The following is a 12276-nucleotide window of genomic DNA, read 5'->3' on the forward strand; positions in this document are numbered from 1 at the left end:
CGGCTTTACCGGATTATGGGACCTCCGCTGCGGTCGTCCAGAATATATTTGGCTTTAGCGGGCATTGCCACGCGGGGTAAGGTCTGAGCATCGAGCACAAATCCAGGCTGGATCCGCTGGTTTTTTTCCAGCAAAAAAGCCGTCAGACTGTACACTTCAGCGTCGGTCAGACTGCCTGGAGCGTTAAACGGCATAGCCCGCCGGATGTAATCAAACAGCGTCGTAGCGTAGGGCCAGTAGTTACCAATACCTTTGGTTTTGCTGGTATCCGAAACCACTAGTCGGTCATTGGGACCTTCTACGCCCGTTTTGCCGTGACAGGCCGAACAACGTTCCGCATACAGCACGGCTCCTTTCACGGCCGTCCCCGAACCCGGTGGTAAGCCTTTTCCATCGGGACGAATGGCACTATCCCAGGCTTTGATTCGCTCAGCCGTAGCCGGACGGCCCAAGCCATAAATGGTATCAGCAGACATCCTTCCGACCGTAGGGGTTCGGGGCTGGGAAAAGCTCAGACTGGCCCAGGCTCCCAGCCCCAATCCGGCCCAGAGTAGTCCTTTTTTTACAATTAAACTCATCCTTCTAATCGTATTTACCCGCTTTCAGGGTACTTTCGGAAAGGGCGTATTTGCGGGGTACCCGATCGAGTACTACGTGAATCGAATCTCTGTTTTCATTAATCCCTGACAGGATGACCCGGTTTCCTCCGTTAATGGCTTGGTAATTCAGAATCATCCGGTTGCGTAGCGGCGTGGGTGCTTTCACGGTACCGTTGTTGCTACGATCCCAGCCTACGACCTGCGAACTTTCGCCGCCGGGGTTTTCGGCTTCGCTGATCATCCCACGGGTGCGGCGGGTAGATCGGGCCAGCGGATGAATTTTTTCATCTTCCGAACCGATAATCGCCAAAGCTTCCTTGGGTATCCAGCTGGCCACGACGGGTTTTGCTTTGGCTTCTGTACGAGCCGCTTTTCCCTCAATCTCCCGCGTTTCGCGGTTCTGACGTCCCCGATTTTTATCCTGCAAATACAATACCTGATGCAGAGTATCGGCCTCGTAGTAAAACACCCGTTGCCCGCCCGCGACGCCCGTCAGCTCGAAGGTTCGGTTAATGTCCCGCATGGGCGAACCTCCGCCATTGGACAAATCCAGATCCACGGGTCGGTTGACTTTAAACGTGAGCGTCGTCCAGTTTTCGAAGGTGGCTTGTTGCCAGCGTACGGAATCCAGCGGCGAATAGGGAATGACCTGGTTGTTGATTTTAAATTCCGTCACGTTATAATTTCCCCGCAATTCCGACACGCCTTTAAGGGCGGGCTGTTTGTACGGATCATACAGGAAGTTCACGCCCTGCAGGTAGAAAAACCACACCACAAACACCCCAATTACTCCGGTTTTTAGGAAAACCCGGCTCCATTGTTGCCAGGGTTTATGAAACGAAGGATAGTAATGAACGGGAATGGTCAACTGTTCGCGAACGAGCAGATTGTATACTTTTGGTATATCGTAAATGAGCAAGAAACCGGATAAAAGCACGAAGTACGAACTATATACGTGGACGCCTCCATCGTACTCGAAGTTAACAAAGACAATGTCAGCCAAAGCTCCAAATAATAATACGGAACCCCAGAAGGTCGTGGCTCGGAAAAACAGTAAGGCTCCAGCCAGTACTTCTACCACACCCGCGAACACTTCGTACCAGGGGACAATGCCAATGGAAAGCCAGTAGATTTTTTGTAGCGTCAAATCACCAAAATCGGTATTGAGAACGCCCAGCGAAGGATACGGCAGTTGCGTAGGGAATAGTTTGGTATACCCGAAACCGATAATACCAATCCCCGCCCGGTAGCGTACTACCACCCGAAGCCAGTAATACAGTCGGTTGTACTCGCGGGGCTGAGGTTTGCGGCGACTATCGATAAAGGTCCAGACCAACCCTACCCCGATGGCAAAAATCAAGGTGATTACCCAGGTGGCGTAGCCATTGAGCGAGCTACCGAAAATCTTGTTTCCGAAAATATTCAGACCGGAACCAAACCGGGCAATGTCGTACAAATCGCGGTAATGCAGTCGCGTCCAGTCAAACGAAAACAGATCTTTGTACCAGCCCGGATCATTGGGCAGAGCAAGACTCACAAAAAACACGAAAGCAATGCGGAAGAGAATCTTCTGCCAGGCCGTCCAGAATGGAGGCCGAAGCTGCGTTTCTGAAGCCGCCGTTTCCGGACGTAAGGTATCGACAGGGAGCGTTGACATAGCGGTTTAGAGTTTAAGACCTTTACGGCGACCTACTTTTTTAGCTTCGTAAATCAGATACTTTTTGTCCACCTGGTTGAGTACGACGCGGATGGAATCGCGGTTTTCGTTGAGGCCCTTCAGCAGGATGGTTCCAGCTTCGGGACGCTCGTAATGCAATACCAGTTGCTCGCCTTTGTAATGGCGGTTTTTGTTTTTCAGCAGCAGCGTATGAGTCAGCGAATCAATCGTGTAAGAATAATAGTGACGACTAATCGAACCGGTTGATTCATAGTTTCGCAGGGAATCAGCGGCGAAAATTTCTTCCGTATTGAGCGAATCGATTTGCACCGGACGGTTGGAGCGAATACTCAGGGTAGCCCAGGTTTCGAACACCACATCTTTCCAGCGAACGGGGTCGGTTTTCGAGTAGGGAATGTCCTTGCCATTAATGCTGAATTCACTGACATTATACAGCCCCGCCGCCTGCGAAAGTCCCTTTTGCTGGGGATACTGATACGATCCTTTGCGGTGACCAGCGTAGGTTTGATAGCCGTAGAAAAAGACGAAGAAAACGATAAAGGCCAGTTTGCCTACCAGCCTAGCGTTTTTCAGCCACTGCTCGGAGAACACGGGCTGAAAGCGATTAGGCTTGGTAGCTTTTTCCAGCGATAGTAACGTAAAAAGTCGAATAGCATCGAAGGAAAACAGAAACAAAGCCAGACTGATCAGGTAGAGACTATACACGTATTCACCACCCTCGTAGGCCAGGTTCGAAACAAAAACATTTCCCGTAAACGGCAGAATGATGAGCGTGGCAATCGTAGCCGTTTTCCGATGCAGGAGTAGTAAGCCACCGATAATTTCAATCAGACCCAGGAAGGATTCGTAGGTTGGTACGACACCTAAACTTAGGGAGAAGAGTTTCCAGGCCGAAAAATCGCCATAGTTGGTATTCAGATGACTTAGCGAAGGCAGCGGCGATTGTTCGGGAAAGAACTTGATGAATCCATACGCCAGCACACCCACGGCCAGCCGATACCGAACCAGCACCCGCAGCCAATAATACAACAGGTTGTATTCCCGCTTCTGGCGATCGAATACACTCCACACTACCGAACCCACCAAAGCGATACCCGCCACGATGGCCCAATTGAGAAACGTGTCCGCTCCATCAATGAATTTGGGACTGTACCGCGACAGGTAAAAAATTTCGCGGTAACTCAACTGTAGCCAGTCGATGGAAAACAGATACTGGTAATACTTGTAATCGAGCGGTACGACCTGAATGAAAAAGTACAGAAAGAAAAAGCGGAAGATGGCTTTTTCGGCCGTACTCCACGCGGCCGGTTCCGGGAGATGCGTTGGTTGATCCATCGTTTGCATAGAGGTTAGTAGCCTTCGTTTTGAACCAGTGCTTTATCCACCAGCAGCTGATCTACGGGTAGGGGTAATACGTAACGTTTCGGATCCGTAACGCCCAGTACAGTAGCCGCCCGTCCCGTCCGTACGAGGTCAAACCAGCGGTGCGGTTCCAGGGCAAATTCCACGCGGCGTTCGTTTTCAATCGCCAGTAAAACAGCCTCGGACGTAGCCGCCGTAACGGCGGGCAGCCCAGCCCGATCACGCACGGCATTCAGATCGCTCAGAGCAGCCGTCAATTTGTTCTGTTGAGTCCGGGCTTCGGAGCGAATCAGGTATTGTTCGGCAATGCGAAGCACGTACGAAGGGTCTGAGCCAGGGTTGCGGTAGTAGAGGTTGCCGTACCAGCGGTTTTGGTTGTCTTTGGCGACGAGTACGCTCCGATTCCCACCCACGCTGGCGTCGTTGAGCAGCGTGACCAGAGCGGTATTGGGTGCCCACTGACGCGTACCGCCGTTGGTTTGCGGCTGCCACTGCCCACGATGAGCGTTGATTTCAGTGGTACCGTTGTAGAAAATCTCGAAAATGGATTCCTGCGTACCCCGGGCGTTATCGGCAAAGAAGTTCCGGTACGGCTTTAGCAGGGTATAGTTTGTCGCATCGCCGATGAGCTTGCTGGCGTATTCTTCCGCTTTGACCCAATCTTTCTGATAGAGGTAATAGCGGGCTTTCAAAGCCCAGACAGTCTTTTGCGTGGCCCGGTAGCGGTCGGTGGTAGCGGGTAGTAGAGACTCGGCAGCATCCAGATCTTTAAGTACCTGAGCATAGGTCTCAGCGGTGGAACTGCGGGCAATGCCCCGGTTGTCGGCGGGTGTCACAGTCGGTTTGGTAATCAGTGGTACTCCGCCCCAGACGCGGGCTAGATCAAAATAGGCCAATGCTCGTACGAAATACGCTTCGCCGAGGTACTGGTTCTTCAAAGCAGTAGTCAGAGCTGGGTCGGCTACGTCGTTGACCTTCGCCAGCACGTTGTTGGCCCGGTTGATGGTCTGATAAATGGCGATCCAGACGCCGCTGACCATGCCATTATCGGCATTGACTTTGTGGTTGATGAATTCCTGAACGATGGACTGCGAGCCAGTCCATTCCACGTTATCACCCGACAGGTAACCGATGGCCTGAAAGTTAGTACCGTAATAATTACCACTCGCCAGAGCACTGTACACACCGCGAACGGCCGTTTCAGCGGAAGTTTTATCGGTAATGGTAACGGCATCCGAAATAGATTCCTTCGGCTTCACATCCAGAAACGACTGGCAGGAAGTCAGGAACAGAATACTCAATACAATTGAAAAAGTTGCTTTCATTACGGTCTGTTCTTACAAAGTCACGTTTAAACCCAACTGCAAACCCACCGGCTGCGGTGGCGTACCCAGGTCAATGCCCTGCTGATTCTGGTCACTGCTGGCACTCGATTCGGGGTCCAGACCCGTGTATTTGGTCAGCAGCCAGAGGTTGGTACCCACGGCGTAGAGGCGGAGGTTATCCAGTCCCACTTTCTTGGACCAGGTTTTCGGTAAGGTATAGCCCAGGGTCAGGGAACGAAGGCGGAGGAATGAGCCGTCTTCCAGCCAGCGGCTACCGCCATCGCGATAGTTGTTGACGTTGACACCATCGGGACGGGGTACGTCGGTGATGTCGCCGGGTTTCTGCCAGCGGGCCAGGTTGCTGGCGAAGATGATCCGGGCAGCGTCGCGGGCTCCGCCACCCTCTCCGAAGAATTTGTTGTGATTGTAAATTTTGTTTCCGTACGAAAAGGAAAAGAACACATTCAGATCGAAACCGCCGTAAGTCAGGTTATTGGTCAAACCGCCGAAGAGTTTGGGCCAGATGCTACCCAGAATCTGCCGGTCGTCCGTAGTAATTTTTCCGTCTTTGTTGACGTCTTCGTACACCACGTTTCCCGTCTGCGGATCAACGGACAATTGCTTGTACACCCAGAACGAATACAGCGGATGACCCTGCTGCTGCAAAATCAGATCGCGGCTGCCGTAGCGTAAGGGCGTTTCAAGTTTTTCAATGGTGTTGACGTTACGGGCCAGATTCAGGCTCGTCGTCCATTTGAGTTGAGACGTTTGAAGGTTGACCGATTGAATACCTAATTCAAAGCCTTTGTTGCTGATTTCTGCCGCGTTGCTCCAGTAGGTGCTAAATCCCGTTGTGGCGGGTAAGGTCAGTTGCAGCAGGCCATTGGTTGTGTATTTTTTGTAGACGTTGAATTCGGCGGATAGGCGTCCGCTGAAGAACGCCAAGTCCAGACCTACGTTCAGCTGACGGGTTTTTTCCCACTGCAAATCCGGGTTGCCCAGTTGCTGGGGAGCAATGCCGGGACTACCCTGGTACGAAGCTCCTCCGGTCCACAAACCCTGGGCGGCGAAATTGCCGATGCCGTTCTGGTTTCCCGTAATGCCGTAACTGGCCCGCAGTTTCAAATCACTCAGTACCGTTATGTCTTTCAGGAATTCTTCCTGCTTGATTCGCCAGGCTGCCCCGACCGCCGGAAAGTAGCCCCATTTACGTTCATTCCCGAAGCGGGACGAGCCGTCAGCCCGGATACTGGCATTGATCAGGTACCGACCCGCAAAGTTGTAATCGGCTTTGGCGAAAAACGAGGCCAGCGTACTCTTACTCCAGTTCTGGGAAGCGGCCGTTGTCGAAGCCGACGAAATCTGCGTAAAGTTGTTATTGGCAAAACCACGGCCTTCGGCATACGTACGCTTTAGTACATCACTTTGCAGGGTATTTCCCACCAGCAATCCGAAGGTGTGTTTATTGCCTAACGTCTTGCGGTACGCCAGCGTCTGTTCGTTGAGAACGCTGGAAAACTGCGTTTGACTGGAAGTCGCCAGTCCCGACGGACTGCCCGCAATGAGTAGATTATTCCAGTATTCGGATTCGTCGTAGCCGTTGTAATCCAGCCCGAAGCTAGTACGGAATTTCAGTCCGGGTACGATTTCCGCTTCCCCATATACGTTCCCGATGTAACGCAGGCTGATGGAGTGAACGTCGTAATTATTGAGCAGTAACGTCAGGTTATCAAAACCCGCCCGGCCGACCAGTACACCGTTTTCGTAGGGCGAAAGATACGTAGGCGTGTGCAAAGCGGCCTGTAACAAACCGCCCTGTGGACCGTCCCCGGCCCGTGCCTGATTACGGAAGGTTCGGCTGAGGATATTACTCACCCCTACTTGGACCTTGTCGTTGACTTTTTGATCGAGATTGATTTTGAAGCTGGCCCGTTCGAAGTTGATGGGCTTGATGATGGCTTCCTGTTGCGTATAGCTACCGCCGATGTAATACTTGGTGTTGGTGGTTCCTCCGGCTAGTGACAAGTCGTAGTTCTGCAGGCGGGCGGTACGGAACAATTCGCCGAGGCGGTCGTAGGTTTGCTGTTCTTCCGGTAGTCCCCTACCCCCTTCGGATACGGGGCGGAAGGGTCGGTTAGCTTCCGTACGATTCAACGAAGGCGTATCCTTGCCCGTATTGATCCACCATTCATTGACCAGTTGGGCGTGTTCGGGACCCGTCGTCAAATCCCAGAGCCGGGCCGCTTTCGACCAGCCCGTGGAAGCATTGAGGCTTACCTTGGGTTTCTGTTCGAAGTTACCGCGTTTGGTCGTGATGAGAATAACGCCATTGGCCCCTCGCGATCCGTATAAAGCCGTGGCTTCGGCATCCTTCAGAATTTCGATACTTTCGATGTCGGAAGGGTTGATGTCGGCAATGGGTGAGGTCGCTTTTCCACCCGTACTCACCGATTGCAAACTATTGTTATTGATGAAAACGCCGTCTACTACGTACAGCGGATCATTATCGGCATTGATGGATGTGGCTCCGCGAACGCGAATGTTTACGGCTTCGCCCGGTACGCCCGTGTTGCTGGAAATCTGTACACCAGGAATTTTACCCTGAAGCTGAGCGTCGAAACTACCTGTAGGAATATTTTTGGTATCGGAAGGGTCAATTTTGGTAATGGAACCGATCAGGTTTTTGCGTTCCTGTGTGCCATAGCCCACCACGACTACTTCACTCAGTTGGTTCTGATCGGGTACTAGCTGAATCGTTAGCTGGGTTTGATTACCAACGCTTACCTCCTGCGTTTTGTAACCGATGAAGGAAACCACCAATCGAGCCCGGTCGGGGGCCTGACTGATTTCAAACTCACCATTGGCATTGGTGGATACCCCCTGAATAGTACCCTTAATCTGAATATTCACCCCCGGAATGCCTTTCCCCGTTTCATCAAGTACCTGCCCTTTGATGGGTCCTTCCGTCGCTCGCCAGTAGGATCGAACCTCTTTAGCAGGAATGGCGGCATGCCCCGATGATACGCTTAGGAGCAGAGGCAGCATCCAGGCCTTCCAATAATTCCCGTGCATGTGTACGTAATTTTTCATTCAATAACTGTAATGGTTGAGTACTAAAACATTTTCTATAATTCATATAGATTAACTATACAAACTAAAAACGTAGATTCACAATGGGTTCACTCAATTGAAGGTTTGAGATGCTTGGCGACCGATGGAGGGCGGGGCGGAGGTCCTCTCTGACGGAAAAGCTCGACAAAACTAGAGAGGCTTCCGTATTTAGCAAATATAATCTACAGAATTTATAGACTAATAAATTATATTCTTGGTTCTGTCACAAAAGATATATTATATGTCACATTTACGGGGCTGAAAGTAAGATCTCCGATCTTCAACGAATGGCTTACCATCTTTACAATTTCAATTTGCTACGATCACCCATCTTTTAAAATGATCCCTCTGAAAAGATTGAGTATTAGTAACGTCATGTGTTAAGTAATACTTATCATTTAGTTTTAAAATGAGCTATAATTCTGATGGTTAAGTCCGATTTCATTCAAAAAATCATATTTTCACGTTTCTAATTACTATCACCGCCCTACCGTGAAACTACTTTTATACGTGCTTTTTCTGTCGCCATCTATTCCTAGTTTGGCCCAAACGTATCCATGTGAGTCTGCTTTTTCCGTTAAAAATGGCTACACACTTGAAGAAAAAATTTCCAGTATCAATCCGCAGCAAAAAGATGCCCTAGGGAGATGGAAATGGATTGAAATCCGAAAGGAAAAGAAGCAGAAACAACCCGCCTCCTATTTACTCAATCTGACGTTCTACAATCAAACGGCCGGAGAAGAACGGAATCATGCTGAAGTCCTTTTCAAGGACCAATCCAGACACGTTTTCAAACGGGTAACGTCCCAAAGTGAGTTATCTCATGGAAGGGGATATAAACATTCGGCCGTGGTTTATCTGACTCCTGAGGAACGTGAACTACTTGAAAATAAGCTGATTGAGCAAATAATCATCAATCATGAAGTTAGTAAAGAAATCAATGAAGATGACACGTTATACGTGCAAAGTATGGCCCAGTGTATCTTTTCAAAATAATTAGCTTAGTACTCCAGGAATGCCCCACGGGATTATCATTCCTGGAGTACTAACCTTTTACAGGGCTTTCACACGAATATTTCGGAAGCGAACCACCGAACCGTGCCCCAGAAAACCAATGTGCCCGGAGGTACGTTTCAAACCGGGATGTTCTTTGTGGTCGGGGGTACCATTTTGGCTTGCTTCGGCTACGTCACCGTCCAGAATCGTTACGCCATTCAGTACCACTTTCACACGTGTACCACGGACCGTTACTTCCTCCGTATTCCATTCCCCAACGGGTTTCATACCTTCCCGCTTCGCCGGAATAATGCCATAGACGGATCCGTGATACTGGTAGGGTTGCAGGTTCTTGTACTGGTCTGCCGTATTATCCAGAATCTGTAATTCCATACCGGTGTAAGCGGCATCGCCTTCGAGCGGAGCCCGAATACCCAGTCCGTTATTTGCTCCCGGCGTAAGCTGGAAATCGAACCGGAATATAAAATCGGCGTACTCGTCTTTGGTATACAAGTTTCCCTGTCCCTTGCCGGTGGGCTCAATCACCAGATTCTGGTCTTTGATTACGTAGTCTTCTTTGTTACCCGTCCATTGCTCCAGATCGGAACCATCGAAGAGGACCTTGAAACCTTCCTGCTTTTCTGCTTCGGTTAGGGTAAACAACTGGGGTAAGCCTGCCAGATGCTTTTCCAAGGTAGCGGGCTGACTGAGATACGGCAAACTCTTCTGCAACCATTCGCGAACTTCCAAATTATTAAAATGAGGTTCGGCTAACGCAATCTGAGCAACCGCTTCAGCGGCTGGTTTTCGCAATACGGGATGGTTTAGAAAACTCGCGGCGTACGAAAGAGCCGCGTATTGACGAAGGCTCCCTACTTCTCTTAGAATTTCTTGTCTCTGTTGCGGGGTACGGGCTACGGCCATGCTCTTTTGTAGCAACACAAGTCGCTGGGCTTCCGTATACGAAGGATGGTTCAATCGCTGGAGATTGGCCGTCAGATCCTTCGTAAGCGGGATGATGAGTTGCTCGGCGGCTAGTCGGGTAGCCTGTTGGGAAGACTGACTGGCCGCCTCGACCAAGGCCCGAGCTGCCTTTTCGGCCGTAGCAGTATGCCCCGCCTCCCCTACCCGCTTTATCCAGAGCAGATAGGAGGCTGTAGCGTTGGAGGCTTCGAACCTATACTGCCGATCTGCCGCTGCACGAGCCAGTAAAGCTCCGGAACCTGGATTGCCGATATTCGCGAGAGCGTATAAAGCTAATTTCTTCGCATGATCAGAACCGTTTTGAGCGAGTTGGGTCAGAACGGGTACGGCCTCCCCAGTACGAGTTTTACCAATGGCTTCGATCAGGTATAACTGAGCAGGTTCCTGAGCCGTTTTCAACGCTTTGAGCAGTGCTTGCCGGGCGGAAGGCGTATTGATTTTCACCAGAGCCCGGGCAGCCGGATCAGCCAGTCGATTATCTGCCAGGAAAGAGGCCAGCGTAGCCACTGCTTCTTCTTTTCCCACCATCTGCAATTGGGCGATCAGAAAGGCTTTGGCTTCGGGTGTAGTGGCCTGTTTCAGGGCCTTCTGATACGCCATTGAACTTTTCATGCGGTCGGCAGAACGATTGCTGGCGTAGGCTGTATACCCTCCCAGGGCGTACTCCGTCTGGGTATGATCGCCCGGTGTATTCAGGCCCGCCGCCAGAGCTAGAAGTCCTTCTTCGTTGAGTTTGCCCACTTCGCCCATTGCCGTTTGTAGCTGGGTTTGATTGCCCGCCGGTAATTGAGCTAATACGCCCGCGACGCGGTCAGACTGAGCCCATGCGGCCTGCTGGAAGAGAATCCCCAATAGAAGTATGCTTGGTTTCATAGAATAGAGGAATAAGGCAATTGAAAACAAATTACATAACCCAGGGAGCACGCATGGGTTGATCGATGAGGCGATTGGCTCCTTCATCATCAATGAAGACTTGATTTTTTGGATCGAAGCGAAGCGAACGGCCCAGTCGCAGAGCAATGATTCCCATGTTGACCAGGGTACAGGAACGGTAGCCGTTCTGTTCGTTCAGGGCAAAGGGTTTCCGCTCCCGTACAGATTCCAGAAAGTTAGTCACCTGGGGTTTCGGATCTGGAAAGGACGCCAGTTTGCGGGCTAAATCAGGAATATCCGAGCGGAATTCGGGATACAGTTTTCCTTTGGGCCCCTGAATGTAGGGTACGCCTTCATCACGACCTTCACCGTCGAGTACGATTTTACAACCATCGGCGTACGTGTAGGTAATGCGTCGCCAGGTACCCACCGCATCTGGATGCTGCTGGGGAGCGTCAATTTCTACGCTAATCGGGCTTTCGTTGTCTTTGCCCAGAAAGTACTGGATTGGATCGAGGTAATGCTGGCCCATGTCGCCCAGTCCGCCGCCATCGTAATCCCAGTACCCCCGAAACGTTCCATGAACGCGATGGGCGTTGTAGGGCTTGTACGGAGCCGGTCCTAACCAGCTTTCGTAATCCAGTTCGGTAGGTACGGGGGCTTCTTCTAGGTGGGTCTTGCCTACCCAGTAAAATTTCCAGTCAAAGCCCGTATGCTTACTTACCGTAACCGTCAGGGGCCAGCCCAGCAATCCGCTTTCCACAAGCTTCTTAATGGGCCGCACCGTCGTTTTCATGCCGTAAAAGGTATCCTGAAACCGGAACCAGGTATTCAGCCGAAACATGCGTCCGTATTGAGCAACGGCTTCTTTCACGCGTTTTCCCTCGCCGATGGTCCGCGTCATGGGTTTTTCGCACCAGATGTCTTTACCAGCCCGGGCGGCGTCTACCGCCATGAGTCCGTGCCAGTGGGGCGGTGTGGCAATGTGTACAATATCGACTTCGGGTAACAGAAGCAGTTCGCGGTAGTCCTTAAACGTTTTGATGCCTGAGCCACCAGCCAATTCCAGCCCTTTCTGTAAATGGGTTTGATCCACGTCGCACAAAGCGACCACGCGGGTACCCGCGTAAGGAATGTGCCCACGGCCCATCCCTCCTAGACCAATGATTCCTTTGGTCAACTGATCACTGGGGGCCAGATACCCCTTGCCGAGTACGTGCCGGGGCACTATACTGAAGGCCGCTACGGCAGCGGCCGTTTGCTTAAGAAATTTTCTGCGGGAATGCGTCATACGGGAATAGAGGAATGCGTGATGCGGACTGCGTAACGGCTTGCGAACAGGCAGGCC

General features: G+C 51.2%; 8 protein-coding genes. 1 reads left to right on the forward strand and 7 read right to left on the reverse strand.

Translation table 11 applies throughout. The features are described 5' to 3' along the window. Positions 1-5 precede the first annotated feature (5 nt). From C5O19_RS20220 to C5O19_RS20240, 5 genes are read right to left on the reverse strand one after another with little or no spacing between them, the layout of a single operon-like run. Positions 6-578: a c-type cytochrome gene (locus C5O19_RS20220; RefSeq protein ID WP_104715210.1), complete on the reverse strand. Its 573-nt coding sequence runs from the start codon at positions 576-578 to the stop codon at positions 6-8. Between the two features lie 4 nt (positions 579-582). Then, complete coding sequence (locus C5O19_RS20225; protein WP_243406460.1) at positions 583-2256, reverse strand: hypothetical protein; 1674 nt, start codon at positions 2254-2256, stop codon at positions 583-585. A gap of 6 nt (positions 2257-2262) precedes the next feature. After that, positions 2263-3621 (reverse strand): DoxX family protein, encoded by a 1359-nt coding sequence (locus tag C5O19_RS20230; protein WP_317046515.1) that lies wholly within the window; start codon positions 3619-3621, stop codon positions 2263-2265. Between the two features lie 5 nt (positions 3622-3626). Then, positions 3627-4964 (reverse strand): RagB/SusD family nutrient uptake outer membrane protein, encoded by a 1338-nt coding sequence (locus C5O19_RS20235; protein WP_104715211.1) that lies wholly within the window; start codon positions 4962-4964, stop codon positions 3627-3629. A 12-nt stretch (positions 4965-4976) separates the two neighbouring features. Further along, the gene (locus C5O19_RS20240) at positions 4977-8054 is read right to left on the reverse strand and encodes a SusC/RagA family TonB-linked outer membrane protein (protein ID WP_243406461.1); all 3078 of its coding nucleotides are present in this window, start codon (positions 8052-8054) and stop codon (positions 4977-4979) included. Positions 8055-8567: 513 nt separating this feature from the next. Between C5O19_RS20240 and C5O19_RS20245 the strand changes: the two genes are divergently transcribed. Next, a complete protein-coding gene (locus tag C5O19_RS20245) occupies positions 8568-9071 on the forward strand; it encodes a hypothetical protein (RefSeq protein WP_133163408.1) in 504 nt (167 codons plus the stop codon). 57 nt (positions 9072-9128) lie between these two features. Here the strand turns inward: C5O19_RS20245 and C5O19_RS20250 are convergent, their stop codons facing one another. Both C5O19_RS20250 and C5O19_RS20255 read right to left on the reverse strand, forming a co-directional pair. Further along, positions 9129-10928 (reverse strand): DUF1080 domain-containing protein, encoded by a 1800-nt coding sequence (locus C5O19_RS20250; RefSeq protein ID WP_165796079.1) that lies wholly within the window; start codon positions 10926-10928, stop codon positions 9129-9131. A gap of 31 nt (positions 10929-10959) precedes the next feature. Then, positions 10960-12219 carry a Gfo/Idh/MocA family oxidoreductase gene (locus C5O19_RS20255; protein ID WP_104715214.1) on the reverse strand — a complete coding sequence of 420 codons (1260 nt, stop codon included), beginning with the start codon at positions 12217-12219 and terminating at the stop codon, positions 10960-10962. Between the last annotated feature and the right edge of the window lie 57 nt (positions 12220-12276).

It is taken from the genome of Siphonobacter curvatus, assembly GCF_002943425.1.
Lineage (GTDB): Bacteria > Bacteroidota > Bacteroidia > Cytophagales > Spirosomataceae > Siphonobacter > Siphonobacter curvatus.

Coding starts and splice junctions, on each gene's coding strand:
- C5O19_RS20220 (WP_104715210.1), bottom strand. CDS start 578: ATGAGTTTAATTGTAAAAAAAGGACTACTCTGGGCCGGATTGGGGCTG.
- C5O19_RS20225 (WP_243406460.1), bottom strand. CDS start 2,256: ATGTCAACGCTCCCTGTCGATACCTTACGTCCGGAAACGGCGGCTTCA.
- C5O19_RS20230 (WP_317046515.1), bottom strand. CDS start 3,621: ATGCAAACGATGGATCAACCAACGCATCTCCCGGAACCGGCCGCGTGG.
- C5O19_RS20235 (WP_104715211.1), bottom strand. CDS start 4,964: ATGAAAGCAACTTTTTCAATTGTATTGAGTATTCTGTTCCTGACTTCC.
- C5O19_RS20240 (WP_243406461.1), bottom strand. CDS start 8,054: ATGAAAAATTACGTACACATGCACGGGAATTATTGGAAGGCCTGGATG.
- C5O19_RS20250 (WP_165796079.1), bottom strand. CDS start 10,928: ATGAAACCAAGCATACTTCTATTGGGGATTCTCTTCCAGCAGGCCGCA.
- C5O19_RS20255 (WP_104715214.1), bottom strand. CDS start 12,219: ATGACGCATTCCCGCAGAAAATTTCTTAAGCAAACGGCCGCTGCCGTA.